We start from the raw sequence: 26,978 nt of genomic DNA, 5'->3' as shown, positions 1-26,978 counted from the left end.
CACTTTCGCGTCGTTACCTTCCGACCCCGATGCCTGCGTCCGTCTGGTCGAGCTCATCGAGGAAACGGTCGATCGAGGCCGCTTGCTTGGCCTCGTCCGAAACCGACTGCCCGATGATCTTCTCGGCCAGGTCGACGGCCGTGCGGCCGACTTCGTGGCGCAGTTCGGTCAGGATCTGCTGGCGCTGGGCTTCCAGCTGGGTGTGGCCCGCCGCGATGATGCGGTCGGCCTCGGCCTGGGCCTCCGAGCGCATCTGGGCCAGGATCTCCTGGCCCTGGGTACGCGCGTCCTCACGGATGCGCGCGGCCTCGAGCCGGGCGTCGGCCAGCTGCTGCTGGTACTGCTGCAGGGTGAGCTGAGCTTCTTCCTGCGCGGCTTCCGCGCGAGCGATGCCGCCTTCGATCTTCTCGGAACGCTCGTCGAGCGTCTTCATCAGGCGCGGGATCACGTACTTGTAGAACAGGAACCCGATGATGATGACGCAGACGATCGACCAGACGATGTCGTACGTTTCGGGGACGAGAGGATTCACATCCTCTCCCTCCGCCGCCGCGAGCAAAACTGACTCGTACATCGGAATCAGAAAATGAAGCCGGCGACGAGACCGATGAGGGCCAGGGCCTCGGTGAACGCGATACCGAGGAACATGTTGGTACGGATGGTGCCCTGCAGCTCGGGCTGACGCGCGATGCCCTCGATCGCCTTACCGACGACGATGCCCACGCCGATGCCGGGGCCGATCGCGGCGAGACCGTAGCCGACGGCGCCCAGGCCCTTGAAGGTGCTCTCGTTCGTGGCGGCTTCCTGGGCCAGGTAAGCGAGGCTCATGAGTCTTCCATTCCCTTTCTGTTGCTCACCCGCCGGTCGGCGTGGTGTAGCAGGTTTCCGGTAGTTGGGTCGGTCAGGTCAGTGATCGGCCGCGTGCTGTGCGAGTCCGATGTATACGGCGGTCAGCAGCGCAAACACGTAGGCCTGCAGGAAGATGACCAACAGCTCGAAGAGTGTGAATCCGAGTCCCGCGAGCAGCGAGAACGGCGAGAACACCTTCATCCACGAGGTGGCGTCGAACAGGAAGAACCAGGTCGCGCTGAAGAACAGGACCAGCATGATGTGGCCTGCCAGCATGTTCGCCATGAGTCGGACGGTCAGCGTGAACGGACGCAGGATGAAGGTCGAGACGAACTCGATCGGAATCAGCAGCACGTGCAGTGCGGCGGGAACGTTCGGAACGACGATGCTGCTGCGCATGTAGTTGAGGAATCCGTACTTCTTGATACCGACGTAGTTGAACGTCAGGTACGCGATGACGGCCAGCACCAGCGGCATGCCGATTCGGGCGTTCGACGAGATGTTCAACCCCGGCACGACACCCGAGAAGTTCAGAAAGAGGACCGTGAAGAAGATCGTTGCGATCAGGGGCAAGAACTTCCGTCCCGACTCCTTGCCGAGGACCTCGTCACAGATCTGCTCCTTGACGAAGACCAGGCCGATTTCGGCCACATTCTGCAGGCCGCGCGGAACGGTCCGGGGCGAGCGGAATGCCAGCACCATCACGACAGCGAGAACGGCCGTCATCAGAATGCGGATCAGCATCAATCGATCGAGTTCGAACGGCGTTCCCTCGAACAGCACAGCTGGAGGGAAGAAGTCGGTAAGCGACGGCGCGTGGAACTCGGCCGCCAGAGTGGTGACGCTCAGCGTTCTCTCCCGTGTTCGGGCCGCGGGTACGGTCATTCCCGCGGTTCGATCGGACATTGACGATCAATTTGGGTCGACTCAGGTCGGCTCGAAGTTCGTCAGCAGCTGGGCGGTGGTTTGAATTCCACCAGGCGTCTGTACGTGTGTCGGCGACATTCGTCGACATGCAGAACCGGAACACCCCTCGGAGCCCGGCACGGCAGTAAGCATAGCGGCCCATGCAGGGGATCTCGGCGGTGACCCCTCAGTGATACCCGACTTGGTCGCTTGCTTACCAACACTTTACCAAGTCATCTACGACAGCGTGTAGGGGGTGGGGTGTTTTCGTTACTCCCGAGTATCGGACGCGGTGTCCGGGTCGGTCGTCGTCACGTACGGAACCTTCTGCCGGACAACGCCGTACGTCTCCGCGCCGAGCACGATGACCAGGGCTCCGACCACCGTGAGGAACAGCACGACGCGATCGTAGAAGTGGAACCGCTGGAGGATCGCGACGACGATCAGCGCGACCAGGACCTTGCCCGCCCAGCTGACCAGCATGATCAGGCCGGCGGTGCTCGGCGGCAGCTTCGCGCCGAACAGCACGACGGCCGCGGTGGTGAGGATGAAGCCGCCACCGATCGCGGCGCCGAGCACGGCGCCCCACACGCCGGAGCCACCCGCGACGGCGGCGCCCAGCGCGACGGCCAGGACGACCAGCACACCCAGGCCGATCAGTCCGTAGCGCAGCGCGGACCGCAGCGGCGCGTCGGGGCCTGGCACGGGTCGGGGTGTGAAGCTCACAGCCGCCGACTTTACCCGGACGCCGATCCGTCACCCGCCGGGTCCCCACGCCGCAGCCCCGGAATGGCGGTGATCACCAAGGCGAAAACCAGCCCGCCCGCCATCAGCAACACGACCAGCGTGCGGTCCATCAACGAGGTGCCGACCGCGCCGAAGGCGAGCACGCCGACCCACAAATAGATCAACAGAACCACGCGCCGGTGCGAATGGCCGATCTGCAGCAAACGATGATGCAAGTGCATTTTGTCCGGCGTCGAGAAACTCACGCCCGCGCGAACCCGGCGCACAATGGCGAGCAACAGGTCGAGCACCGGAATGAACATCACCGCGCCGACCAGCAACAGCGGGGAAAGCAGACCGACGATGTCGCGCGGGCCGTACCCCTGCAACGGGATTCGCCCCGACGCGCCGGTCGACACCGCGGCCAGCATCAATCCGATCAGCATCGAGCCGGAGTCGCCCATGAATATGCGCGCGGGCTGGAAATTGTGCGGCAGGAATCCGAGGCATCCACCCGCGAGCGCGGCGGCCAGCAATGCCGGCGGGTAGGTGTCCACCGAGCCGCCCTGCTCGTTCATCAGTCCCAGGCAGAACACGAACACGGCCAGCGCCGCGATCAGACCCAGACCGGCCGCGAGGCCGTCCAGACCGTCGACGAAATTCATGGCGTTGACCAGTGTGACGGTGACCGCCACCGTGACCAGCCCGCCCTGCAAGCCGTCCAGCACCACCGTGGTGTTGCTGAACGGGTTGTAGATGACGTACCAGCCCAATCCCATGACGGCCATCACGCCCGCCGCCGTGACCTGGCCGGCGAACTTCGTCAGCGCGTCCAGCCCCCAGCGATCGTCGACGATGCCGACCAGCACGATGACCGTGGCGGCCACCAGCACGGCGATCGGGATGTCGGGTTTGTAGTCGAAGCCGCTGCGCAGCGCGGGCAACTGGTGGGCGAACAGCACCGCGGCTACCACACCGATGTACATGCCGACGCCGCCCATCCGCGGAATCGGCTTGACGTGCACGTCCCGGTCCCTGGGCACGGCGACCGCGCCGAAGCCGATCGCCAGCACCCGCACCCCGCCGGTGGCCAGGAACGTCACCACCGCGGAGATGAGCAGCACGACGAGCAGCTCCCGAAGCGGGACGACGGCACTCGAACCCATCATCCGCGCTGCTGTGCGGCGCCGCTGAGCGCTTCCGGCGACATGCCGAGCACCTCGGCGATGTCGGCGACCGGCACCGCGCCCACGCGCAGGATGCGGGGCTGGTCGGCGGTCAGATCGACGATGGTGGAGGCCACGGCGTGCTCGGCAGGGCCGCCGTCGAGGTAGACGCCGACCAGCTCACCGAGCTGGTCACGGGCTTCGGGCGCGGTCTTCGCCGGGGGCTGCCCGGACACGTTGGCACTCGACACCGCCAGCGGGCCGACCTCACGCAGCAGCTCCAGCGCGACCGGGTGCAGCGGCATCCGCAGCATCACCGTCCCGCGCGTGTCACCGAGATCCCAGGCGAGCGAAGGCGCTTGCTGCACAACGAGACTCAGGCCGCCGGGCCAGAACGCCCTGATCAGCTCGCGCGCCTGCGGGCGCACGGAGAAGACCAGGCCGTCGATGGTGTGCCAGGAACCGACGAGCACCGGCACGGGCATGTCCCTGCCGCGGCGCTTGGCCGCGAGCAGCGAACTCACCGCGGTGGCATCGAACGCGTCGGCGGCCAGCCCGTACAGGGTGTCGGTGGGCAGCACGACCAACCGTCCGGATTTCAGGGCGCTGGTGGCTGCGGACAGTCCGGCGGCGCGCGAGTCGGGATCCGCGCAGTCGTAGACGGTACTCACGGCACCCATCCTGGCATGCTGGGCCGCTGGGCCGCCTCCCCGGGTCTTCAGGCCATACCGGCTGCGGGCGGTAGTAGGTACGCGGAAGGAACACACCGGTTCCGGTGTGCTCCGGCGACAGACGTGCGACGCGGGGGTCAGGTGTGGGTGGCGGCGACGAAGCGAGGTTTGCCCGCCAGGTCCGGGTGTTCGACGACGTCGGTGAAGACGCCGGTGGCGGTGAGGAGGGCGGCCACGCCGGAGCCGTTGGTGTCGTCGTGCTCGATGGCGGTGGCGCCGCCGGGGCGCAGCAGCCTGGTGATGTTCGGGATCATCCCGCCGATGACCGACAGCCCGTCCGGGCCGCCGAACAGGGCGACGGACGGATCGTGCTCGGCCACCTCGGGGTCGAGGCGAGCGCCCTCCGGGATGTAGGGCGGGTTGGACAGCACGATGTCCACCCGGCCGTTCAGATCGGTGAGCAGTTCGGGATCGGTGGCGTCGTCGGCGTAGAGGGTGATGGGGGTATCGCCCGCGGCGATGCGGTCGTCGGCGTTGCGCCGCGCCCAGACCAGTGCGGCGGGATCGAGTTCGACGGCGTGCACCTCGGCGTCGGGGCGCGCGTGCGCGACAGCCAGCGCGAGCGCTCCTGATCCGGTGCACAGGTCGACGACGATCGGCGCGTGATCGTGCGGCAGCGCTTCCAATTGCGCCAGCGCCCACGCGTACAGCAACTCGGTCTCCGGGCGCGGCACGAAGACGCCGGGGCCGACCGCGAGGTCGAGCGCGCCCATCACGGCCGTCCCGATCAAGTGCTGCAAAGGGATTCGCTCCGCACGACGGGCGACCAGCTCGCGGAACGCGTCCAGCTCGTCCGGCGCCACCAGCGGGGTCAGCGCCAGCCGGGTTCGCTCCACACCGAGAACGTGCGCGGCCAAGTGCTCGGCGTCGGCGCGGGGGCTGTGCACGCCCGCCGTCCGTAACGTCTCGATGGCGTCGTTGATGACGGGGCGCAGCGCGACTCGGGTCGTAGACATGGCACCGACTCTGCCCGAAGGACGGTTATTCCGCGGCCATACGTGCTTCGCGATCCGCCTTCCCGAGCGCGTCCAGCAGCGCGTCGAGATCCCCGTCGAGCACTGCGTCGAGGTTGTGCGCCTTGAAACCGATCCGATGGTCGGTGATCCGGTTCTCGGGGAAGTTGTAGGTGCGGATCCGCTCGGAGCGGTCCACCGTGCGGATCTGGCTGGCGCGGCCCGCCGCCGCCTCCTGATCCGCCTGTTCTTCCGCCAGCGCCTGCAACCGCGCCGCGAGCACCTGCATGGCGCGCGCCTTGTTCTGCAACTGGGAGCGCTCGTTCTGGCAGGTGACGACGATGCCGGAGGGCAGATGGGTGATGCGCACCGCGGAGTCGGTGGTGTTGACGCCCTGACCGCCCTTCCCGGAGGAGCGGTAGACGTCGATGCGCAGATCCGACTCGTCGATCTGCACCTCTTCGATCTCGTCGGGCTCCGGATAGATCAGCACGCCCGCCGCCGACGTGTGGATGCGGCCCTGCGATTCCGTCACCGGGACGCGCTGCACCCGGTGCACCCCGCCCTCGAACTTGAAGCGCGACCAGACACCCTCGCGCGTCGCGTCACGGCTCTTGATCGACAGCGTCGCCTCTTTGTAACCGCCCAGGTCGGACAGGGTGACGTCGAGGATCTCGACTTTCCAGCCGTGGCGCTCGGCATACCGCACGTACATGCGGGCCAGGTCGGAGGCGAACAGCGCGGATTCCTCGCCGCCTTCCCCGGACTTCACCTCGAGCACGACGTCGTCGCCGTCGTGCGGGTCGCGGGGGGCCAGTAGGTCGGCCAGCGCCTGTTCCAGTTCCTCGACCTGTTGTTCCAGCTCCGGGACCTCCGCGGCGAACGAGGAGTCGTCGGCGGCGAGTTCCCGGGCGGCGGACAGATCGTCGCGCGCCGTCTCGAGCTTGCGATAGGTGGCCATGACCGGAGCCAGCTCGGCGAACCGCTTGCCGACCCGGCGCGCGGCGCCCGCATCGTTGTGCAGCGACGGATCGGCCAGCTGCGTCTCCAGGCCCGCGTACTCGGCCAGGATGTCGTCGATGGCGGACGGTTGCGTCACAGTGCTTCCTTCTCCTGATGCCGGTCCGTACAAAACACCGACGCCCGGCCTGCGCAGCAGGACCGGGCGTCGGCGAGGAAGCTACTTGGCGTCGGCCTTCTTGCCGGCACGCTTGCCGTAGCGGGCCTCGAAGCGGGCCACGCGGCCACCGGTGTCGAGGATCTTCTGCTTGCCGGTGTAGAACGGGTGGCATTGCGAGCAGACCTCGACGGTGATGTGTCCCGACTCCTTGGTGCTGCGAGTCTGGAAGGTGTTGCCGCAACCACAGACGACCGTGGTGTCGACATACGTCGGGTGAATTCCTGCCTTCATGGATGTCCTCTCGATTGTGGTCGCCGGGTCGCCCGCGCGCGCAAGCGCTGAGCGTGAACCGGAACCGACTAGGCGGGAGCTCTGCTCACCTGAGCAGACGCAACGACGGTTCAGTATGCCAGAACTGCCGTTACGCTCCCAAAACGCCCCCGGCGGGTGGTTTGTTCCCGCCCAGGTAATCCCCTACCGTTCCCGCCCCTGGAAGTCCGGGCACGCGAATCCGCGCCGCCTCCGGGACCCTGAAGTCGGGTAGTCCGCTACTCAGGAACGTGAACAAATTCGTTCATAGAGTTGCATACCTGGTGCACATCGGCGTGCCGAGACAGGAAGGAGACCTCGTGAACATCCGAATCGCGTCCGCGATCCTCGTTCTGCTGACTCTCGCGGTCGCCGTCGGTTTGTTCGCGCTCCCGGCAGGCACGCCCTATCCGGCGCCGGAGAACGCCGTGTACATCCGGGCTTCGGGGTCCGCCGCGCCGAACTCGGGGGTGGGGACGTGTGCGCTCGTCATGAGCTTCCTGATCTGCGGCGCCGCCACCATCGGTGTGGCGTTCTTCGGCCCCGGAGCGCCGAAAGGGTCCCGCATCAGCGGGACCCTTTCGACCGAACAGCTGGTCAGCTCACTCGTCGAGCGCTCCGGGCGCGGTCTTGCTCACCTGCATCAGGAACTCGAGGTTGTTCTTGGACTTCTTCAGACGGTCGATCAGCAGATCGATCGCCTGGTGCGAGTCCAGGCCGGACAGTACGCGGCGCAGCTTGTGCAACACCGCCGCCTCGTCGGGGTTGAGCAGTAGTTCGTCCTTGCGGGTACCGGACGGGTTGACGTCCACCGCGGGGAACACTCGCCGCTCCGCGATCTTGCGGTCCAGCTTGAGCTCGGCGTTACCGGTGCCCTTGAACTCCTCGAAGATCACCGTGTCACCGGTCGATCCGGTCTCCACCATCGCGGTGGCGATGATCGTCAGCGAGCCGCCGTTCTCGATGTTGCGCGCCGCGCCGAGGAACCGCTTGGGCGGGTACAGCGCGGTGGAATCCACACCACCGGAGAGGATGCGGCCCGAGGCGGGCGAGGAGTTGTTGTACGCGCGCCCGAGCCGGGTGATCGAGTCGAGCAGCACGACGACGTCCTTGCCCATCTCCACCAGGCGCTTGGCGCGCTCGATGGCGAGTTCGGCGACCGAGGTGTGGTCTGACGGCGGACGGTCGAAGGTCGAGGAGATGACCTCGCCCCGTACCGAACGCTGCATGTCGGTGACCTCTTCGGGACGCTCGTCGACCAGCACCACCATGAGGTAGACCTCGGGGTTGTTGGTCGCGATCGCGTTCGCGATGTCCTGCAGGATCGTGGTCTTACCCGCCTTCGGCGGCGACACGATCAGGGCGCGCTGGCCCTTGCCGATCGGCATGATCAGGTCGATCACGCGGGTGGTCAGCTTGTTCGGCTGAGTTTCCAGCCGTAGGCGCTGGTTCGGGTACAGCGGGGTGAGCTTGCCGAACTCGGGACGGCGCTTGGCCGCCTCGACGTCACCGCCGTTGACCGTGTCCAGCCGCACCAGCGGATCGAACTTCTGGCGCTGGTTGGACTGTTCGCCGTCGCGCGGAGCGCGCACCGCGCCGGTGATCGCGTCACCACGGCGCAGGCCGTTCTTGCGGACCAGGTTCATCGACACGTAGACGTCGTTCGGCCCGGCCAGGTAACCCGACGTGCGGACGAAGGCGTAGTTGTCCAGCACGTCGAGGATGCCCGCGACCGGCTGGAGGACGTCGTCCTCGCGGATCTCGAGCTCACGGGCCTCGCCGCCACCGGTCTCGCGGTCGCGCCCACGACGACGCTCACGGAAGCGGCGTCCGCGCCGTCCGCGACCGCCTTCCTCGTCGTCACCGCCGCGGCCGCCCGCGCTGCCGTTCTGGCTCTGGCCGCGCTCACCCTGGCCACGGTCGCTCTGACGGTCACCCTGGCCGCGCTCGCTCTGACGCTCACCCTGGCCACGGTCACTCTGACGGTCACCCTGGCCGCGCTCGCTCTGACGCTCACCCTGGCCACGGTCACCCTGGCCACGCTCACCCTGGCCACGGTCGCGGCGACGCTCGCCGCCCTGATCGGCGTCCTGCTTCGATTCGTCGGCACGCGTCTCGGCTGCTGCGGTGTCGGTCGCCGATCGCGCCTGGTCACGGCCCCGGCGCTGCCGGCCACGGCCGCGCTGGCCGCTCTCCCTGCCGGACTCCTCGGTGGTCTCGGTCGCCGTGGACGATGCCGACTCGCCCGCGTTCGTGGCGGCGGGCGCGGAATCGGCGGTGGCCGTCTTCGCCGGGGCGGGAGCCTCGGTGGGCGCGGCCGAAGCCGCGGGCGTCACGTCGAGGGTCGCCTGCTCGGCCTTGGCCGGCGCCGCGGAAGCGGCGGTCTTGGCGGAGGCATCGGCTTTCGCGGGGGTGTCGGCCTTGGCGGTTACCGCGGACTTGGCCTCGCTCTTGGCGGGCTTCTCCGCCTTGGCTGCCGCCGCCCTTCCGGCGGCCTGATTCTCCTTGATGGCGGCGATGAGATCGCCCTTGCGCATCCCGGAGGTGCCTCGGATACCGAGCTCCCCCGCAAGCGCGCGCAACTGCGGCAACAACATTCCAGTCAGCCCCGATCGTGCGACGTCGGTGTGTTCGCTCATCTTCGAAATCTGTCCGGATTCACTTTCGCGCTCGCCCGTCGGGTTCGATTCCACGCCGGGTGTCGCGAGCAGGTCCGTATCTGTCACGGAAATCCTTTCCTTCCCTCGATCGCCGTGTGCTGTTTCGAGGGTTCGTCCCGCAGCCCGGGCATTCTGCCGGACTGGGATGCGTCCGTCCGGGCGCTTTGTGCCGTATCACCTGCTCCGCCGGACCGGCGGCTTCTCCACCATTGGTGAAAGGTGGGGAGAGATCATTCCAGTTGCGCAGCTACGCAGCACCCCCATGGCCTGGAGGCTCGAGCCTGGAGCCTGCTGGAGCGATTGCCCTGATGAAGCACCGGCGTCTGATGCGCACGATGTACGGACTTGCCCAGGATAGCTGTCTATTGCGAATCTCGGCAAGACAGACTCGCCGTCAGTCGACCAGGACACCTTCGGCGATTCCCGGCTCCACCACGCGCAGGCCGTCGGCCGCCGCCAGTTCGCGCAGTTCCGCTGGAAATTCGCTGGTACCCAGGGCCAGGATGGTCGGGCCCGCCCCGGAGACGGTGGCCGCGATCCCCGCCGTGCGCAGGCGGGTGATCCAGGCCGTGGTCAGCGGTAGCGCGGGGGCACGCTGGGCCTGGTGCAGACGGTCCGCGGTGGCCGGCATCAGCAGGTCGGGACGCTGGGTCAGCGCCACCACCGCCAGCGCGGCGCGGCTGACGTTGAACGCGGCGTCGCCGTGCGACACGACGTCGGGCAGCAGGCCGCGGGTGTGCGCGGTGGACGAGCGCTCCTCGGGGATCAGCACGACCGGACGCAGCGCGGGATGAGCCTCGAGCCGCACCGCGCGGTAGGTGCGGCCGTGGTATTCGGTGCCCGGAGCCTCGTCCGCGGGATGCTCGCTCTCGGTCCACGAGACCACGATCCCGCCGAGCACACTGGCCGCCGCGTTGTCCGGATGACCCTCGAATTCCGCGGCCAGCTGGACCATTCGGTCGGCCGACGTGGCCAGCGCCGGGTCCAGCTTCGCGGCAAGGGCGCACCCCGCGGCGAGTCCGCCGACCACCGCCGAGGCCGAAGAGCCCAGCCCGCGCGAATGCGGAATCACGTTGCGGCACACCACATCGAGACCGTCGGCCCATACACCGGCCGACTCCAGGCCGCGCTCGATCGCGCGGACCACGAGATGTGAGGGGCCCCAGGGGACATCGTCGGCGCCCTCGCCCTCGACCCGGATGGTGAGCCCGGAATCGGTGGTGCGCACCTGGATCTCGTCGTAGATCCCCAATGCCATACCGAGCGAGTCGAACCCGGGACCGAGGTTCGCGGTGGACGCGGGTACCCGCGCGGTCACGGTCAGACCGGCGGGCAGCGTCGCGCTCATGAGCTGGCTCTCGCGCGAATTCAACTCAGGCCAGCTCTAACTCGGCGGCGACCGCGACCGGGTCGACCGAGATCGGCTGCACCTGCGGCATGCCCGACAGTGCGGTGTCGGGATCCTTCAGACCGTTGCCGGTCACGGTGCACACCACGGTGAGCCCGGAGTCCAGCCAGCCTTCCTTGCGGGCGGCGAGCACACCGGCCACACTGGCCGCCGACGCGGGCTCGACGAACACGCCTTCGGTGGCCGCGACGAGGCGGTACGCGTCGAGGATCTCCTCGTCGGTGGCGGCGCGGAACGCGCCATCCGACTGCTCCTTGGCCTCGACGGCGCCGTTCCAGGAGGCGGGCGCGCCGATCCGGATCGCGGTCGCGATGGTCTCGGGGTCCTTCACCGGTGCGCCGTTGACCAGCGGGGCAGCGCCCGCGGCCTGCACGCCGAGCATGCGCGGCAACCCGCCGGTGACGCCGTCGGCGTAGTACTCCCGGTAGCCCCGCCAGTACGCGGTGATGTTGCCCGCGTTGCCGACGGGAAGGGCGTGCACGTCGGGCGCCTTGCCGAGCACGTCGCAGATCTCGAAGGCCGCGGTCTTCTGGCCCTCGATGCGCGCCGGGTTCACCGAGTTCACCAGGCCGACACTGGGGAAATCGGCGGTGACCTTGCGGGCGAGTTCGAGGCAGTCGTCGAAGTTGCCCTGCACCTGGATGATCTTCGCGCCGAGCATGACCGCCTGGGCCAGCTTGCCCATCGCGATCTTGCCCTGCGGGATCAGCACGGCGCAGCTCATGCCCGCGCGGGTGGCGTACGCCGCGGCGGATGCCGAGGTGTTACCCGTGGACGCGCACAGCACCGCTTGCTGGCCGCGGTACTTGGCGTCGGTCATCGCCATCGTCATGCCGCGGTCCTTGAACGAACCGGTCGGGTTCAGGCCCTCCACCTTGAGGTACACGTCGCACCCGGTGATTTCCGACAGGTGCGGCGCGGGCACCAAGGGCGTGCCGCCCTCGTACAACGTGACCGGCTCCCAGTCGGCGGCGCCCGCGAGCCGGTCGCGGTAGGCCGCGATCAGGCCCGGCCAGCGGGAGTGCACTCCTGCCTGGGGCGCGACGCCGGTCGTACGGCCCCCCGGCTCCCGGCCGCCACCCCTCATGGAGTCGCTGCGCGACGCTGTGGTCATTCTTCGGTGCCTTCCAATCTCAGAACGCTGGTCACAGATGTGACGGATGCCATTTCCGCCAGGGCGGCCACGGTGTCCGCGAGCGCCGACTCCACTGCGTGGTGGGTCACCACGACGAGGCGCGCACCCGAGCCGTGCCCTTCTTGACGGACGGTCGAGATGCTCACCCCGTGATTGGCGAATTCGCCCGCCACCGCCGCCAGAACCCCAGGACGGTCCTCGACCTGCAAGTTGACGTGATAGCGGGTGGGCGTATCGCCGATCGGCGCGATCGGTAGCTCAGCATAAACCGATTCGCCGGGAGCGCGACCCCCGTAGAACTTGTTCCGGGCCGCCATCACCAGATCGCCGAGGACGGCGGAGGCGGTCGGGGCGCCGCCGGCGCCCTGCCCGTAGAACATCAGCCGCCCGGCGTTCTCCGCCTCCACGACTACGGCGTTGAAGGCTCCGGTCACCGCCGCCAGCGGGTGCTTACGCGGAATGAGCGCGGGGTAGACGCGCACCGAGACGCGCTCTTTGCCGCCGTCCTCCGGTCCCGGCTCGCCGGGACCCGCGTCTACCCGCTCGCAGATGGCCAGCAGTTTGACCGTGCAGTCGAGCGCCGACGCGGTCTCCAGATCCTCGGCGGAGATCCGCGAGATCCCCTCGCGGTACACGTCGGCGGCGGTGACCCGGGTGTGGAAGGCCAGCGAGGCGAGGATCGCGGCCTTGGCCGCGGCGTCGTAACCCTCCACGTCGGCGGTCGGATCGGCTTCCGCGTAGCCCAGCCGGGTGGCCTCGGCCAGCGTCGCCGAGTAGTCGGCGCCGGTCTCGTCCATCGCGGAGAGGATGAAGTTGGTGGTGCCGTTGACGATGCCGACGACCCGGTTCACCCGGTCGCCCGCCAGCGACTGGATCAACGGGCGCACCACGGGGATGGCGCCCGCGACTGCGGCCTCGAAGTACAGGTCGGCGCGGCTGCGCTCGGCGGCGGCGGCGAGTTCGCCGGTGTAGTCGGCCAGCAGGGCCTTGTTCGCGGTCACCACGGATTTGCCCGCGTTCAGCGCGGCCAGGATCAACCGGCGCGGCGGATCGATGCCGCCGATCACCTCCACCACCAGGTCGACGTCGTCGCGGGCGACCAGTGCGTCGGCGTCGGTAGTCAGCAGGCCCGCGGGAAGACCGCGGTCGGTGTCGAGGTTGCGGACCGCCACACCGCGTAGCACCACGGGGGCGCCGACGCGGGAACGCAGGTCCTCGGCGTGCTCGCGCAGGATGCGCACGACCTCGGTGCCGACATTGCCCATGCCCAGGACCGCGACACCGATCGGGCGATCGGTCCCCCACGCACCCTTGTTCGCGTTCGCCGTCACGCTTCCACCTCCAAGCTGAGCAGGTCCGCCACCGTCTCCCGGCGAAGGATCAGGCGTGGCTGTCCGTCCCGCACCGCGACGACCGCGGGACGGGTCAACTGGTTGTACCGACTGGACATCGAGTAGCAGTACGCGCCGGTGGCGGCGACGGCGACGAGGTCGCCGGGGCCGACATCGGCGGGCATCCAGGTGTCCCGGATGACGATGTCGCCGCTCTCGCAATGCTTTCCGACGACGCGCGCGACCACCGGTCCGGCCTGCGACGACCGCGAGACCAGGCGGCAGTCGTAGTCGGCCTGATACAGCGCGGGCCGGATGTTGTCGCTCATACCGCCGTCGACGCTCACGTAGCGGCGGCGCAGGCCACCGTCCAGCGAGACGTCCTTGATGGTGCCCACCTCGTAGAGCGTCACCGTGCCGGGCCCCGCGATGGCACGGCCGGGCTCCACCGCGATCACCGGCGTGGGCAGGCCCGCGCGTTCGGCTTCGGCCGCGACCAGCTCGCGCAGGTTCGCGGCGAACCGGTCCAGCGGCGGCGGGTCGTCCGACGGCAGGTACGAGATCCCCAGTCCGCCACCGAGGTCCAGCGTCGCGATCTGCGCGGTGCGCTCGACGCCGAACTTGTCGATGGCCTCCCGCAGCAAGCCGAGCATGCGCCGCGCGGCGATCTCGAAGCCGTCGATCTCGAAGATCTGCGAGCCGATGTGGCTGTGCAGACCGACCAGACGCAGGTTGTCGGCGTCGAAGACGCGCGCGAGCGCCTCCATCGCGTCGCCGCCCGCGATCGAGAAGCCGAACTTCTGGTCCTCGTGCGCGGTCGAGATGTATTCGTGGGTATGGGCTTCCACCCCGACGGTGACCCGGACCAGCACGTCCTGCACCACGCCCGCGCGGATCGCGACGGCTTCCAGGCGCTCGATCTCGATGAGCGAGTCGACCACCACGTGGCCGACACCGGCGGACACCGCGGCTTCCAGCTCCGCGACGGATTTATTGTTGCCGTGCAACGCGATTCGCTCGGCGGGGAAGCCCGCGTGCAACGCGATGGCCAGTTCGCCGCCGGAGCAGACGTCCAGCGCCAGGCCCTCGTCCCGGATCCAGCGGGCGACCTCGCCGCACAGGAACGCCTTGGACGCGTAGTGGACTCGCGCGTTCGCCCCGAAGGCGCGGACCATGTCACGGCAGCGGGAACGGAAGTCGTCCTCGTCGACCACGAACAGCGGAGTGCCGAACCGCTCGGCCAGCTCGTACACCGGCACGCCCGCCAAGTGGACGATGCCGGCCTCGTCGCGAGTGGCGTTGCGCGGCCATACGTTGGCGGGCAGGTCGATCATCTGCTTCGGATCGCTCGGACGCTCCGGCAGGTTCGGCGCGTGCGGAATCTCGGCATGCCGTGGACCGGCCGGATGCGCGCTCATTCTCCGACCTCGCTGTGCTCGCTCACTGAGCCTTCCTTCCTCGCTGTGGTCGACCGGCCGGTCACATGCGCTCCGGCGCGCCGACGCCGAGCAGGGCCAAGCCGTTGGCCAGGACCTGGCGGGTCGCGTTGACCAGAGCGAGCCGGGCCGCGTTCGTCGGGGAGACGGGGTCGTCACCCAGCGGCAGGACGCGCAGGTTCTTGTTGGTCTGGAAACGGTGGTACGCGCCGGCCAGCTCCTCCAGGTAGCGGGCCACCCGGTGCGGTTCACGCAGGCTCGCCGCACCGGCCACCACGCGCGGGTACTCGCCGAGGGTGCGGATCAGCTCGCCCTCCTCCTCCGCCGACAGCAGCGCGAGGTCGGCAGTGACGGAGTCGTAATCGAACTCGGCGGCGTTGCGGGCGATGGACGCGGTGCGCGCGTGCGCGTACTGCACGTAGTAGACCGGGTTCTCGTTGCTCTGGCTGGCCCACAGGTTCAGGTCGATGTCGATGCTCGAGTTCACCGACGAGCGCACCAGCGAGTACCGCGCCGCGTCCACGCCGATCGCCTCGACCAGGTCGTCGAGCGTCACCACGGTGCCCGCCCGCTTGCTCATCTTCACCGCGACGCCGTCGCGCAGCAGGTTCACCATCTGGCCGATCAGCACCTCGACGGTCGCCGGATCGTCGCCGAACGCGGCCGCGGCGGCCTTCAGCCTGCCGATGTAACCGTGGTGGTCGGCGCCGAGCATGTAGATGCACAGGTCGAAGCCGCGGGAGCGCTTGTCCTGGAAGTAGGCGATGTCGCCTGCGATGTAGGCGGCTTTGCCATCGCTCTTGAGGACCACCCGGTCCTGGTCGTCACCGTATTCCGAGCTGGCGATCCACCAGGCGCCGTCCTTCTCGTACAGGTCGCCGGAGTTCTTCAGCCGCTCCACGGCCTGCTCGACCGCGCCGGAGGCGAACAGCGAGCTCTCGTTGAAGTAGACGTCGAAGTCGGTGCCGAACTCGTGCAGCGACTCCCTGATGTGGGCGAACATCAGCTCGACGCCCTCGGCCCGGAACACCTCGAGGCGCTCGGCCTCCGGCTTGCTCAGCGCGTCCGGGTGCGCGGCCAGGATCTTGTCGGCGATCTCGCCGATGTAGGCGCCCGCGTATCCGTTCTCCGGGGTCGGCGCGCCGGTGGCGGCCGCGACCAGCGAGGCGGCGAACCGATCGATCTGCGCCCCGTGGTCGTTGAAGTAGTACTCGCGCACCACGTCGGCGCCCTGCGCGGCCAGAATGCGGCCCAGCGCGTCGCCGACCGAAGCCCACCGGGTTCCGCCCAGATGCACGGGACCGGTCGGGTTCGCCGAGACGAACTCGAGGTTGATCCGGGTGCCCTTCAGCGTCTCCGCGGTGCCGTACGCGGCGCCCGCGGCGAGTATCCGCTCGATGATCGCGCCCTGCGCGGAGGCCGCGAGGCGGATGTTCAGGAACCCGGGCCCGGCGACTTCGGCGGCGGCGACGCCGTCGGCCTCGGCCAGCGCGTCGGCCAGCCAGGTGGCCAGGTCACGCGGCTTGGTTCCGGCGCGCTTGGCCACCTGCATCGCGACATTCGTGGCATAGTCGCCGTGTTCGGGGTTGCGGGGGCGTTCCACGGTGACCTCGTCGGGCAGGACCGCAGGGTCCAGTCCACGTTCGACAAGCACCTTCGCCGCTGTCGAGCGAAGGAGATCTGCAAGGTCAGCTGGAGTCACGAGTCTCTATCCTATGGTCTTGGCGGGTGTACACCTCGGGGTGGGCACTGCGCAGCCAGCGGATCCATCAACGTCGAAAGAGCACACTGAGCGATGCCTAGCAGTCCCAGCGCCAAATCGGCCAAGGCCGCCAAGGCCGCGGCGAAGTTGTCCGATCCCCGCAAGCGAGGCAGACAAGGACAGCTTCCGAAGAAGAACCGGCAGATCCCCTGGCCGGCCATCGGCGCGGCCGTAGTAATCATCGCATTGATCGGCGCGCTGGCTTACAACCTGGTCCCCAAGTACCGGGAAAAGGCCGACCTGGACAAGTACACGCCGAGCGCGCAGAAGAAGGATCCGTCCGACGGGATCGCGGGTGTGGTGAAGAAGGAATACCCCGCGGGTCTGCACATCACGTCCAACCAGCGCGTGGCCTACGACCAGGCGCCGCCGTTCGGCGGTCCGCACGACCAGTCCTGGGCGACCTGCACCGGCATCGTCTACAGCAAGCCGATCCGGGTGGAGAACGCGGTGCACTCCCTCGAGCACGGCGCGGTGTGGATCGCCTACAACCCGGACAAGGTGAACGCCGACGGTATCGCCACGCTGAAGGCGAAGGTCGAGGGCAAGCCGTACACGATGATGTCGCCTTACCCCGGCCTCGATTCCGCCGTCTCGCTGCAGTCCTGGGGTCATCAGCTGAAGCTGGACAGCCCGGACGACAAGCGCGTCGGCCAGTTCATCACCGCGCTGCGGCTGAACAACTACGCCTACCCCGAAGTGGGCGCCGACTGCTCGACCATCGTCTTCGACACCGACAACCCGCCGCCGTTCGACCCGACGCCGCCCGGACCGGACGCGGTGCCGATGGACGGCAAGGGCCTGCAGCAGGACCAGTCCGAACTCGGTGGTGCGCCCGGCGGCCTGCCCGGTGTGCCCGGCGTTCCCGGTCTTCCCGGCCTGCCGGGCATGCCCGGCGCTCCGGTGCCCGCGCAGCCCGCCCCTGCCCAGCCCGCCCCCGGCGCGGGGCAGTAGTGGCCGACGATCGGAATCGCGGAGCCTCCGCTGCGCCCGGTGATCCCGAAGCCACCGGCTCGGGCCGAGGCAAAGCCGCGAGGTCCGGTGGTGCCGAAGCCACCGGATCCGGCGACCGCGCGGCGTCTACCCAACCCGGCACTCGTGCGGCGACCGGGACCGGTGGTGGCGAAGTCATCGGGTCCGTCACTCCCGAAACCATCGGCTCCGGCACTCGCGAGGTCGCCGGACCGGGCGGTCGCGACGCCACCGGATCCGATGAACGCACGGCGGGCACCGAACCCGGCACTCGCGAGGTCACTGGGCCGGAAGGTCGCGACGCCACCGGATCCGGCACTTCCGAAACCGTCGGCTCCGGCACTCGCGAGGTCACCGGACCGGGCGGTCGCGAAGCGTCGCGCGAGAGCAACCGAGTCGCCCAGGAGGCTCACATTTCGGCCGAGAAAGCACCTACCAGATCCGGCACGGGCGAAGCACCAGCCGGATCCCGCGATAGCGAAGCGGCCGGTTCAGATGCCCGCGAAGCACCGGCCGGGTCCGGCAGCGGGGGACAGTTCCGCCGACAGCGCACCGCGCTGCTGACCCTCGGCATCATCGGGGCCATTCTCATCGGCTTCGCGATCGGCGTGCTGGCCCGGATTCCGCTGGACAGGTCCCCGGAACCGGATCCGGGGCCGGTCGACGTCGGTTTCAGCCAGGACATGTCGGCGCATCACGCGCAAGCGGTCGAAATGGCGGGCGTGGTGCTGGTTCGTTCCACCGACACCGAGGTGCGCCGTCTGGCCTACGACATCCTCACCACCCAGCAGAGCCAGATCGGGCGCATGCAGGGGTGGCTGCAGCTGTGGGGCGAACCCGCGCAGGGCCTGGACGGGTTCATGGGCTGGATGACCGAACCGATGGGCGGCCACGACCACGCCGGGGGCGACATGCCGCATCACTCCGGCCCGGTGTCCGCCATGCCCGGCATGGCCACGCCCGCCGAACTCGCGGCGCTGCGCCAGGCCACCGGCCCCGCCCTGGACACCAAGTTCCTACAGCTCATGCTGCGCCACCATCAGGGTGGGCTGTCGATGATCGACTACGCCGCCCTGCACGCGGCCACCACAGCGGTGCGCACCCTCGCCGAAACCATGGCCACAACCCAGCGCGGCGAATCCGATCTGATGACCACCATGCTCACCGCCCGAGGCGCCGCCCCCCTCCCCTGACCCGAAACCACACCGCCGCCCGCGCTTTTTGGCGGACGGCCACCGATACGATAGGCTGACCCAGCCCGATCGGACCGCCTCCCCGGCCCCGACCGAGCCCTATCCCGCCCTCGTAGCTCAGGGGATAGAGCGTCTGCCTCCGGAGCAGAAGGCCGCAGGTTCGAATCCTGCCGAGGGCACGCACGACAAAGGCCCCATGACCAGCACTCGCTGGCAGGGGCCTTTCTCGTCCGCACCGTCAGCCCGCCTCGTTGACACGAGTCGACCCAACCTCGCCCGAAGTCTTCGCCGCCTCCCCCAGCGCCCCGGCGCACTTCGCACCGCCGCCGCGCCGAGACGCGCAGCGCGTACTGATGAGGCGTCGCCCGCACTGATGTTCCCCTCCGGTCGCATCAGCATGAACCGAAGGAGTGCTCGGCACGGCGAGAACCGTACCCGCGACCTACCTCCCGCCGACAGCACGGGCCGGACGCATAACGTCGAAGTCCGAAAGACGAAGCTTCGACTTGTTCGGGGGCGGCCCTCGGTCGCGTGCACCTGCGGTGGTCGCACCCGCTTTGATTACTCGTAGTGGAAGCGACAGGCGATGATCACGACCGTATCGTCCTCGATGACGTACACGATCCGGTGTTCAGTCGTGATCCGTCGCGACCAGTAGCCAGCCAAATTGTGTTTCAGCGCTTCTGGCTTTCCGATGCCTTCGTAGCCGTTGCGCTTGATGTCCGCGATCAGCGTGTTGATGCGCCGCAAGATCTTCTTGTCGTTGGCCAGCCACCATTGGTAGTCGTCCCAGGCAGGTTCCGTGAACGTAAGTTTCACTTACCCGCCTTGCGACGAGTCACCTTGCGCTCGGACTCAGGAAGACCCACTCGCGACAACCATGCACTGACCATGCGCAGGGCGGCTGAGAATTCCTCCGGATCGACGTCTGCGGGGGCCGCAAACGTCGGGGAAACCAGATCATTGAGGTAGAGAGCGGCCCTAGAAAACTCGGCGTCGAAGTGAGGGGGCCGCGCGGAATAGACCCGCACCCACTGACGCTTCGTCTCCCCATCATCCTCGTCCTCAGCAACCTCGACCAGTTCCCGAGGCGTTGCGCCGCCGCCACGATGCTCTGCGATAGAACGTTCGAGATGTCGCGCATTGGCCGGACTGCCCAGCAAGTACGCGGTCTCCTGGAGTGCCTGATACTCGCTGAGCGCGACAACGACGGCAGGCTCGTGACCCGCGCGAGTGATCACCACCTCTTCCAGGTCTTCGGTGGCAGTGTCGAGAACCGATGCGAAGTTAGCTCGCGCCTCGGTATAGCTCATCGGCTTCATGACTTCACTGTACAGGATTCTGTACAGATCGACCGTCGCGATGTCACCACGTCTCACAGCCGCAAGCGAATGAACGCCGCCGGACACCAGCGGACTGAACCGCCAGGTGACGGAACCACGATGACCGTGCAGATACTCCAGCGTCCGACCCGGGGGACTGCGGGGGCGGAGTCAGTCCAGTAGGCGGTGACAGACGCTTGCGTCCGCGCCACGACCGTATGCCCGTTCGAAGTCCTCGTAGCCCGGATCTATCTTGTCGTCCAGGTAGTACGGGACGAGAGCCGCCTCGACGCTGTTGCACACCCACGCCTCACCCGATCCGCTGTTTCGCAGCTGGAAGGTGATCCAGTGGTGGCCGGTGAGAGGAGCGCCCGCCGAGGCCGTGCATTCGCGACCTTTGACGGAGCCGAACTGGGGTAGGTCGATCGTGTAGCCGCAGGTGTAGGTCGGCAGAGTTTGGGCCTCCGCGGCGGGGGCGGTCACCAGACCGGCGGTGGCGGCCAGCAGGAATATCGGCAGCCCGAGTCGGGCCGTGCGGGTCGTTTTCATCACGGGTTCCTGTTCGAAAGAGAAATCAGTACTTCTCGGCACTCATAAGCAGCTGTCGCGCGCGCATCGCGGTCAGATCGGGCGACAGTTGCTGGCGTCCACACCGGCGTTGAGCACCGCCTCCGCCTCGTAAGATCCCATTTCCGGATGGATCGGCTTGCCGAGGTACGGAAACGCGCCACCGCACTCCCATTTCTCACCGGTGACGCTGTTCTCCATCCTGACCGGATAGAAGTAATTGCCGTCCAGCGGAGCGCCCGGAGACGCCGCGCACCTGCGCGCTCGCATCGAGCTGAATACCGCGAGGTAGCTGGTGATAGGCGTGTATCTGCAGGTGTAGGTCGGCAGCGGGGGCTGCGCCACGGCAGTCGGTGCCGTCGCCAGACCAGCAGTCGCGGCCAGCACGAGCACGGGAAGTCCTAGGAGGGTCAGACGGGCTGTGATCATCAAGGCTCCTACGCGAGAAGGTAATCACTGTCGCGCGACCCTCACAGGACGGCCTGAAGGAATCCTTAACGACTGGTAAGCACGGGCGGGTCGACCGGCCGCGGCTTCCGCGCCGGACCGGCCGCTGGAGTGTCCGGACCGTCCCGCTGGGATCGGCTACCTCGACCGACCGCGGAACAGCGACGCACTGCGCGCCGACGTCGCCGCTGGGCGAAGCGCTCGTCCGCCGAGTCGCGGTAGCCCTATGCCCGGTCGAACCTGCCACGGACGACGCCGACGGTGAAGGTGTCCCATGCGCCGGGCGTGAAGATCAGCGCCGGGCCGGTCGGGTTCTTCGAGTCACGAACGCCGACCGTGCCTCCGGCGAGGTGGGCGACCTCGACACAGTCGGCTCCGCCTTGGCTGTGGCTCGATTTGAACCAGCGCGCTCCGGACAAGTCAGCGTTCACGATCGAACTCCCTCGCAATCTCTCGCAACAGGTCACGGCTCGGTCGGGCGTCCGGACCTGCCTGTTGAAGCATCGCGAACGCCTCACGGAATCTGAGCACGTCCGCTCGCCTTTCAAGGTACGCGGCGCCAGTGTAGTTCTCGCAGTAGATGACCGGAGGCTCCGCCGTCTTGCCGCGCCCGTCGCGGACGAAATCCAAAATGGTGAACGGTGGCAGAGCTGCGCCGAGCGGAATTCCGGCGTGGAACGGCAGGATTCGGATATCTACGTTGGCGAGAGTGCTCATGTCCGCCAGGTGCCTAGACTGGGCAGCCATGACACGTCGGTTTCCGACCACAGTTCGCAAGACGGATTCGTGAAGCACGAACGACGCTCTTGTCGGGTTGCGAGACCGGGTGAGGATGCGTTGCCGCTGAGCACGAACCTGAATACGGCGTTCCAACTCCTCCTCTGTGTCTTCGGTGAAGTAACGGCGGTCGATGGCTCGCGTGTAGTCCGGTGTCTGTAGCAGTCCGGGTATGAGCAATGGCTGATAACTCGCCAATTCTGTCGCGCTGGCTTCCAATCCGACATACAGGTTGAACCAGGCCGGGATCAAGTCACCATAGGTATGCCACCACGACTTCGCCGGTGTCTGTTCGGCGAGCACCTTGGCGACAGCCGCGTTCTCGTCACTCAATCCATAGATTTCACAAAGCCCGGAAACATCCCGAACTCTGACCTTTTCGGTCAAACCGCGCTCCAGGCGGCTCAAAGTCGATTTGTTCCACTCCATGAGGGACGCGGCTCGCTCCAGGGTGAACCCGGCCCCCTACCGAGCCTCTTTCAGATACCTGCCGAGCTGCCGACGCGGCAGTGTGCTGCCCGTTTCCTCCGCGCGGTCGTCTGCCATGCACGCCTCCCCTGCCGTTGCATTCCGCGATCTCTGTTTGTTGCGGTCCGCGCCGATCGTAGGGGGCCTTGCACAACCGGAGCTGCCAATTTGCGCGAATTTGTGCACGTAATCCGTTGCAGGAACCGGCTATCCGCACTTCGCACATCCTTTGCCGCATGCCACCGGACATCCGACTCAGCAGAACTCAGGCCGACGTGCTGGCAGCACTCGAGCCGGGCGGAATCTTGTCCGTCGATGCGCTGATGAAGACGGTGAACCTGGCCGGATGGCAGGTCCGCCGCACTTTGCCACATCTCCAGTCGGCGGGGCTGATCATGCATGCCGGGCTGATCAGCCGTCGCGGATACCAGATCACCGCCCTCGGCAGGCGGGCGCTCGCCACCTACGGCGGGATCGACACCACGCGAGGGAGGCCCGATGTTGCGCCGCACGACATGTGGTGATCACACCGTCCTCTGGCGGATCATCCGAGAGTCACGGATCGCGATCGAATCACTGATCGACGATGCCGCGACGACCCCTGCCTGCCGGATGAGAATGGACGGCTCCATTGTCGATATCCCGAACGGCGACCCCGGCGTGGTCCTTTTCGGCCAGGGCGACCACCGCCCCGACCTCGCCCAAGTCCGCGAGTGGTTCCCCAGACACTTCCACCTCTGGAATGCGGTGAAATCCGACTACTGGAACGCCGTAGCGCCCCGTCGATAACGCGAGTGGCACACCACCGAGAGGTCTACTCGGCGTTTGCCTCAGCCATGTGCCACTCGTCGATTAGGCCGCCGGGAGGCGAGGCGCCGGTCGGGGGGACGGTTTGCGTTATCGGGGCGCCTACTATGGCACCGTGTGAGGTTGTCGACGCTGGTCATCGGAGGCGTGCGCGATGTGGTGCAGCGGGGTGTGTTTACTCGGAGGAGGGTGAACAGTATTGGCTGACAGTGGGATTCGGCGCGGATCGGTACTGCGCTGGATCATGGCGGGGATCCTGGCGACGGTCGCGGGGCTCGGGATCGTACTGCTGGCCGAGATCACCGGAAGTCGGCCGCCTTTCGATCCGGACGTGGTTCCGGGAACGCAAGTCGTTTGGGTGACAGCCCCGGCAGGCGCCGATCGAGGGACGTTGGAATTGTGGCAGCGGAACCGGTTTCGACGGTGGGAGCGCACGTTGGCGGTACCCGCCTGGGTGGGCTCGGCGGGGATTTCACGGGAGGCCAGAGAAGGGGCGGCGTACACGCCGGAGGGGACGTTCACGTTGACCGAAGGGTTCGGTCGATTGCCCGGTGCGGACGCGAAGCTTCCCTATCTGGCGGTGGATGAGTCCATGTGGTGGGTGTCCGATACGGAGAGCCCGCTGTACAACCAGGAATATCGGTGTGCCGAGGGCGAATGTCCGTTCGACACCACGCTCAGCGAGAATCTCGGCCGGACCGACCCGCAATACAATTACGCGCTGGTCATCGACTACAACCGTTTTCCGGTCGTGCCGAATCGGGGCTCGGCTTTCTTCGTCCATGTGGAGGTCGGCAGGCCGACGGCAGGGTGCGTCGCGGTCGGTGACGACGTCATGCGTACGTTGCTGACCACCCTCGAGCCGTCGCGGAAGCCTGTTATCGGCATCTACGCGATCTGATCCGTTGCCGCGACCGGCTCGATGGCGATGCTCGGTTACTCGGCCGGAGCGACTCCGCTTCGCGCCGCCGGTCACCAGGTCGGCCACCCGGCGGCACGTAGCCCGCCGACAGCTGCGAACGAATCCGGCGATCGACGGCGTTGCGTACGTAGACGAGGGTTTTCTCGAATGCCGCCGTGATATGAGCGAAGGGCCCCGGAAGCCGGAGCCCTTCTCGAATGGTGGGTGACGCGTGCGATCAGAGGGTCACGACAAAGGTTCGGTGGGCTTGGCGGCGGACGTGAGGACGCCTGCGTTGGTGAGGTAGGTGAAGGCGGGGGCCGTCAGACCAGGCTGGAGGAAATAGAAATGAGCCTTGGTGACGGTGCCGTTCTCGGTGGCGTCGCAGAGGGCGTGCAGGGCGGTGGGGTCGACGGTGAGGGCGGTGAGCTTGCCCGCCTCGTAGTCCATCTCCACCCACTTCGCGTGGATGGCGGCGCTCATGACGCTGCCGGTGAAACTCTCCCGGTCGGAAGCGGCGCTCAGGCCCATTTCGAGACCGTCGTCGAGGTCGGTCGGCGTGTGCTGCCAGCGGCCGAACTCCCACCAGCGCACGAAGCTGACCGGGCCGTCGACGCCGCCGGGCAGCTTCGCCGTCGGTTCCACCGAGCGCACCCAGGCGGGCGCCGCGGCAAGCGGATCGTAGGAGGTCCCAGCGACCTCGTTGTCCTCGTCCCGCCCGAATAGCAGCGCGCGGTCGCCGGGGTATCTGACCAGCGAGTACCAGTTGCCCTCGCCGTCGTCGCTGATCAGCCGGCCACCTTCCACTCCGGCCGTCTGCCCGATCTCCTGTCCGCTCGCGACCCGATCCGTGCGAGTGGCGGCGGTGATCACGTCCAAGACGGTCACGCGCGCCCACAGCACCTCGGGATGCGGCAACTGAAATCCCATGCCGGGCAACGTATCACCGGCCCCCTACGGCGACAACCGATCGGCAACCGGCCGGACAACCCCGTCGGTCGCACGTGCCCACCCCGGCAAACAGGGTGGGACAGGGCGCTCACAGGGGTCCCTCGAGCTCGGGAAGAAGGGGCAAATTCATAGCTATGACGCTCGGGCCGGTGCAGCATCCCGGACCGATCAGGCGGACTCCGGTTCGGATCGCTCGGTGCGCCGGGGGCGCAGGGCGTAGGCCGGGACCAGTTGGTCGCGCACGTGCAGGTCCGGGCGACCGTCGGCGAACTGGATGCTGTAGGTCACCCGTCCCATCCAGTCCCCGTCGACGGTGGGGAACCAGTGCGTCAAGGTGCCGGGGCGCTCGCCGCGCATGACGACTCCCGCGCCGTTCACGTGCCGCGGGGCGCCGGGGTCGCGGACCAGGATCGCGTCCAGTCGGACCCACACCGGGCGCGGCGGGTAGGTCAGTGTCCGGTAGTAGTGGCCGGTCCTGTTCGGGTAGACCAGCTCCGGTCCCGTGCCTTCGGTTCGCGGCGTTTCATCGCTAATCGAACCCATGTTCGAATGTTAGCCGGACATATGCGGCAAGCACCAGGCAACCCGGTCTCGAATCGGACGACATGACACCGACCACACGCCTATGGCAGTCGCGCCAGTGACGTTCTAATATGATCGTTCTAGAACAATCACTTCAGAAGGAGTCGGACATGTCCGTGAAGAGCGAGGTCGTCAAGGGTTTCTACACCGCTACGCAGACGGGTGACGGACCGGCGATCCTGGCCCTGCTGCATCCGGAGTTCGAAGTGCGCACCGCCCCGGGCATGCCGTGCGGCGCGGGCGGCGCCTTCCACGGCCCGCTGGCGGCCATGGCGCGGATCTGGGGCGCGGTTGCCAGGGACTTCGACACCGCGCCGTTCGACGAGACCTGGCAGGAGACCACGGACGGCACCGTCGTGGTGACAGGTCACTATCGGGGCGCGGCCCGCGCGACCGGCCGTGCGTACGAGGCCGAGTTCGTGCACCTGTGGCAGGTCGACGACGAAGGCCGCATCACGCGACTGCACCAGTACACCGACACCGCGCGCTGGCACGCCGCATTGGCCGCCTGACGTCGCGGAACCGTTCACCGCGCGTCCGACCACCGCACCGCGGCGACATCGCCCGTCGCCCCGCCCGAACGATCCGACCCGTTTGGTTTCCGCTACCCCGGGCACGCCTTGGCGTAAAGATCCAGGCACCGGGGGTAGACCGGAGGACGAGATGACTTATCCGCCGGGCGGGCAACCGCCGGATGATCGACCGCCCCACCCGCAACAGCCCTCGCCCGGCTATCCTCCGCCCGAACAAGGGCAGCCACCCTCGACCCCGGGTAATCCGCCCCCCGGACCCGGTCAGCCACACTGGAACGCTGGTTATCCGCCCCCCGGACCCGGTCAGCCGCCCTCGGCCCCTGGTTATCCGCCCCCCGGACCTGGGCAACCCCCCTCGGCCCCTGGTTATCCACCCCCCGGCTACCCGCCCTGGGGATATCCGCCGCCGTCCAAGAAGAGCCACACCGGCTTGATCGTCGGCTTGGTGGCGATAGTCGCTCTGGTGATCGCGGGCGCGGTGATCGCGGGGGTGTTCCTGACCTCGCAGGGCAGAGGTCCGCTCGCCTCGGACGAGAAACGGATCGAACTCGCGATTCGCGACTTCTACGAGACCCTCGACACCCGAGGCTTCCGCGCGGCGGCCGAGCAGGCGTGCGCGCACGAACGCGCCGCGTTCGAGGCGATGACCGAGAGCGAGAAGAGCGAATTCGACAGCACCTCGATTTCGGTCATCATCGATAGGATCGACGACATCGTCGTCACCGGAGACACCGCGACCGCGAAGGTCACCGGCAAGCTCACCGTCGCGGTGCCCGGCGAGCAGCCCGATACCGAATCAAGCACGACCGAGCATCTGACGAAAGAAGACGGCAAGTGGAAGGTCTGCTCCGCGGAGGGCACGCGCTGATCGCATGCACCCACGCATGAGTTGTTGCGGACCGAACCGCAGAACCGTTCTCGGGGCACTCGGCCTCGCCGCACTCCTCCCCTTCGCCGGTCGAACGA

General features: G+C 67.7%; 30 protein-coding genes, 1 tRNA gene and 1 pseudogene. 8 read left to right on the top strand and 24 right to left on the bottom strand.

Translation table 11 applies throughout. The features are described from left to right. Window positions 1-13: 13 nt before the first annotated feature. From ABZ420_RS22665 to argS, 16 genes are all read right to left on the bottom strand, one after another. Window positions 14-574: a F0F1 ATP synthase subunit B gene (locus ABZ420_RS22665; RefSeq protein ID WP_357045160.1), complete on the bottom strand. Its 561-nt coding sequence runs from the start codon at window positions 572-574 to the stop codon at window positions 14-16. Between the two features lie 5 nt (window positions 575-579). After that, window positions 580-828: an ATP synthase F0 subunit C gene (locus ABZ420_RS22660; RefSeq protein WP_039796339.1), complete on the bottom strand. Its 249-nt coding sequence runs from the start codon at window positions 826-828 to the stop codon at window positions 580-582. Window positions 829-906: 78 nt separating this feature from the next. Continuing rightward, a complete protein-coding gene (gene atpB, locus ABZ420_RS22655; RefSeq protein WP_357125950.1) occupies window positions 907-1,755 on the bottom strand; it encodes a F0F1 ATP synthase subunit A in 849 nt (282 codons plus the stop codon). Between the two features lie 270 nt (window positions 1,756-2,025). Beyond that, window positions 2,026-2,481 (bottom strand): hypothetical protein, encoded by a 456-nt coding sequence (locus tag ABZ420_RS22650; protein WP_357125947.1) that lies wholly within the window; start codon window positions 2,479-2,481, stop codon window positions 2,026-2,028. 11 nt (window positions 2,482-2,492) lie between these two features. Continuing rightward, complete coding sequence (locus tag ABZ420_RS22645; RefSeq protein ID WP_040865162.1) at window positions 2,493-3,650, bottom strand: MraY family glycosyltransferase; 1,158 nt, start codon at window positions 3,648-3,650, stop codon at window positions 2,493-2,495. Beyond that, window positions 3,647-4,318 (bottom strand): L-threonylcarbamoyladenylate synthase, encoded by a 672-nt coding sequence (locus ABZ420_RS22640; protein ID WP_357125988.1) that lies wholly within the window; start codon window positions 4,316-4,318, stop codon window positions 3,647-3,649. The genes ABZ420_RS22645 and ABZ420_RS22640 overlap by 4 nt, the downstream gene beginning before the upstream one ends. A 137-nt stretch (window positions 4,319-4,455) precedes the next feature. Beyond that, window positions 4,456-5,334: a peptide chain release factor N(5)-glutamine methyltransferase gene (gene prmC / locus ABZ420_RS22635; RefSeq protein ID WP_357125944.1), complete on the bottom strand. Its 879-nt coding sequence runs from the start codon at window positions 5,332-5,334 to the stop codon at window positions 4,456-4,458. Between the two features lie 25 nt (window positions 5,335-5,359). Then, window positions 5,360-6,430 carry a peptide chain release factor 1 gene (gene prfA, locus ABZ420_RS22630; protein WP_357125942.1) on the bottom strand — a complete coding sequence of 357 codons (1,071 nt, stop codon included), beginning with the start codon at window positions 6,428-6,430 and terminating at the stop codon, window positions 5,360-5,362. An 81-nt stretch (window positions 6,431-6,511) separates the two neighbouring features. Continuing rightward, window positions 6,512-6,742, bottom strand: coding sequence for a 50S ribosomal protein L31 (rpmE, locus tag ABZ420_RS22625; RefSeq protein WP_039796334.1), 231 nt, complete (start codon window positions 6,740-6,742; stop codon window positions 6,512-6,514). 424 nt (window positions 6,743-7,166) lie between these two features. Further along, window positions 7,167-7,328: a hypothetical protein gene (locus tag ABZ420_RS22620; RefSeq protein ID WP_357125939.1), complete on the bottom strand. Its 162-nt coding sequence runs from the start codon at window positions 7,326-7,328 to the stop codon at window positions 7,167-7,169. A gap of 34 nt (window positions 7,329-7,362) precedes the next feature. Then, window positions 7,363-9,399, bottom strand: coding sequence for a transcription termination factor Rho (gene rho, locus ABZ420_RS22615; protein WP_357125936.1), 2,037 nt, complete (start codon window positions 9,397-9,399; stop codon window positions 7,363-7,365). Between the two features lie 415 nt (window positions 9,400-9,814). Further along, window positions 9,815-10,768, bottom strand: coding sequence for a homoserine kinase (gene thrB / locus ABZ420_RS22610; RefSeq protein WP_357125933.1), 954 nt, complete (start codon window positions 10,766-10,768; stop codon window positions 9,815-9,817). Between the two features lie 25 nt (window positions 10,769-10,793). Beyond that, window positions 10,794-11,915 (bottom strand): threonine synthase, encoded by a 1,122-nt coding sequence (gene thrC, locus ABZ420_RS22605; protein ID WP_357125986.1) that lies wholly within the window; start codon window positions 11,913-11,915, stop codon window positions 10,794-10,796. Between the two features lie 23 nt (window positions 11,916-11,938). Continuing rightward, window positions 11,939-13,294, bottom strand: coding sequence for a homoserine dehydrogenase (locus ABZ420_RS22600; RefSeq protein WP_083863263.1), 1,356 nt, complete (start codon window positions 13,292-13,294; stop codon window positions 11,939-11,941). Continuing rightward, the gene (lysA, locus tag ABZ420_RS22595; protein WP_357125929.1) at window positions 13,291-14,712 is read right to left on the bottom strand and encodes a diaminopimelate decarboxylase; all 1,422 of its coding nucleotides are present in this window, start codon (window positions 14,710-14,712) and stop codon (window positions 13,291-13,293) included. Before lysA ends, ABZ420_RS22600 begins: the two co-directional genes overlap by 4 nt. A gap of 61 nt (window positions 14,713-14,773) precedes the next feature. Continuing rightward, window positions 14,774-16,432, bottom strand: a complete 1,659-nt coding sequence (gene argS, locus ABZ420_RS22590) for an arginine--tRNA ligase (protein WP_357045147.1) — start codon at window positions 16,430-16,432, stop codon at window positions 14,774-14,776. A gap of 93 nt (window positions 16,433-16,525) precedes the next feature. Here argS and ABZ420_RS22585 point away from each other — a divergent pair, with 93 nt between their 5' ends. The 3 genes from ABZ420_RS22585 to ABZ420_RS22575 all read left to right on the top strand — a co-directional run bounded on the left by ABZ420_RS22585 (window position 16,526) and on the right by ABZ420_RS22575 (window position 18,836). Continuing rightward, window positions 16,526-17,446 carry a DUF3105 domain-containing protein gene (locus ABZ420_RS22585; RefSeq protein WP_357125926.1) on the top strand — a complete coding sequence of 307 codons (921 nt, stop codon included), beginning with the start codon at window positions 16,526-16,528 and terminating at the stop codon, window positions 17,444-17,446. A gap of 575 nt (window positions 17,447-18,021) precedes the next feature. Further along, complete coding sequence (locus ABZ420_RS22580) at window positions 18,022-18,657, top strand: DUF305 domain-containing protein (RefSeq protein ID WP_357125983.1); 636 nt, start codon at window positions 18,022-18,024, stop codon at window positions 18,655-18,657. A gap of 106 nt (window positions 18,658-18,763) precedes the next feature. Continuing rightward, window positions 18,764-18,836 (top strand) — tRNA-Arg (locus ABZ420_RS22575). A gap of 382 nt (window positions 18,837-19,218) precedes the next feature. Here ABZ420_RS22575 and ABZ420_RS22570 read toward each other — a convergent pair. The 6 genes and pseudogenes from ABZ420_RS22570 to ABZ420_RS22545 all read right to left on the bottom strand — a co-directional run bounded on the left by ABZ420_RS22570 (window position 19,219) and on the right by ABZ420_RS22545 (window position 22,220). Next, complete coding sequence (locus ABZ420_RS22570) at window positions 19,219-19,476, bottom strand: Txe/YoeB family addiction module toxin (protein ID WP_355157322.1); 258 nt, start codon at window positions 19,474-19,476, stop codon at window positions 19,219-19,221. Window positions 19,477-19,763: 287 nt separating this feature from the next. Next, window positions 19,764-19,979, bottom strand: a pseudogene (locus ABZ420_RS22565) (type II toxin-antitoxin system prevent-host-death family antitoxin); the annotation flags it as partial. 171 nt (window positions 19,980-20,150) lie between these two features. Then, on the bottom strand, window positions 20,151-20,528 hold the full coding sequence (locus ABZ420_RS22560) for a hypothetical protein (RefSeq protein WP_357125923.1): 378 nt from the start codon (window positions 20,526-20,528) through the stop codon (window positions 20,151-20,153). A gap of 72 nt (window positions 20,529-20,600) precedes the next feature. Continuing rightward, complete coding sequence (locus ABZ420_RS22555) at window positions 20,601-20,975, bottom strand: hypothetical protein (RefSeq protein ID WP_357125920.1); 375 nt, start codon at window positions 20,973-20,975, stop codon at window positions 20,601-20,603. Window positions 20,976-21,217: 242 nt separating this feature from the next. Continuing rightward, window positions 21,218-21,424, bottom strand: coding sequence for a DUF397 domain-containing protein (locus ABZ420_RS22550; RefSeq protein ID WP_357125917.1), 207 nt, complete (start codon window positions 21,422-21,424; stop codon window positions 21,218-21,220). Next, window positions 21,414-22,220 (bottom strand): helix-turn-helix transcriptional regulator, encoded by an 807-nt coding sequence (locus tag ABZ420_RS22545; protein WP_357125980.1) that lies wholly within the window; start codon window positions 22,218-22,220, stop codon window positions 21,414-21,416. Before ABZ420_RS22545 ends, ABZ420_RS22550 begins: the two co-directional genes overlap by 11 nt. A 254-nt stretch (window positions 22,221-22,474) precedes the next feature. Between ABZ420_RS22545 and ABZ420_RS22540 the strand changes: the two genes are divergently transcribed. The 3 genes from ABZ420_RS22540 to ABZ420_RS22530 all read left to right on the top strand — a co-directional run bounded on the left by ABZ420_RS22540 (window position 22,475) and on the right by ABZ420_RS22530 (window position 23,946). Further along, window positions 22,475-22,762 (top strand): hypothetical protein, encoded by a 288-nt coding sequence (locus tag ABZ420_RS22540; protein ID WP_357125915.1) that lies wholly within the window; start codon window positions 22,475-22,477, stop codon window positions 22,760-22,762. After that, window positions 22,737-23,027 (top strand): hypothetical protein, encoded by a 291-nt coding sequence (locus ABZ420_RS22535; protein WP_357125912.1) that lies wholly within the window; start codon window positions 22,737-22,739, stop codon window positions 23,025-23,027. The genes ABZ420_RS22540 and ABZ420_RS22535 overlap by 26 nt, the downstream gene beginning before the upstream one ends. A 217-nt stretch (window positions 23,028-23,244) precedes the next feature. Then, on the top strand, window positions 23,245-23,946 hold the full coding sequence (locus ABZ420_RS22530; RefSeq protein WP_357125909.1) for a L,D-transpeptidase family protein: 702 nt from the start codon (window positions 23,245-23,247) through the stop codon (window positions 23,944-23,946). Between the two features lie 246 nt (window positions 23,947-24,192). Here the strand turns inward: ABZ420_RS22530 and ABZ420_RS22525 are convergent, their stop codons facing one another. Then, complete coding sequence (locus ABZ420_RS22525; protein ID WP_357125906.1) at window positions 24,193-24,876, bottom strand: hypothetical protein; 684 nt, start codon at window positions 24,874-24,876, stop codon at window positions 24,193-24,195. Between the two features lie 189 nt (window positions 24,877-25,065). Beyond that, window positions 25,066-25,440, bottom strand: coding sequence for a hypothetical protein (locus ABZ420_RS22520; protein ID WP_357125903.1), 375 nt, complete (start codon window positions 25,438-25,440; stop codon window positions 25,066-25,068). A 149-nt stretch (window positions 25,441-25,589) separates the two neighbouring features. Here ABZ420_RS22520 and ABZ420_RS22515 point away from each other — a divergent pair, with 149 nt between their 5' ends. After that, window positions 25,590-25,991 (top strand): nuclear transport factor 2 family protein, encoded by a 402-nt coding sequence (locus ABZ420_RS22515; protein ID WP_357125900.1) that lies wholly within the window; start codon window positions 25,590-25,592, stop codon window positions 25,989-25,991. 466 nt (window positions 25,992-26,457) lie between these two features. Further along, a complete protein-coding gene (locus ABZ420_RS22510; protein WP_357125897.1) occupies window positions 26,458-26,880 on the top strand; it encodes a hypothetical protein in 423 nt (140 codons plus the stop codon). The last annotated feature ends 98 nt before the right edge of the window (window positions 26,881-26,978 follow it).

Source organism: Nocardia sp. NPDC005745 (assembly GCF_040630775.1).
In the GTDB taxonomy this organism is placed as follows: Bacteria; Actinomycetota; Actinomycetes; order Mycobacteriales; family Mycobacteriaceae; genus Nocardia.
Note: the sequence above shows the minus strand (reverse complement) of the source record. Positions and strands in the feature narration are given on the sequence as shown.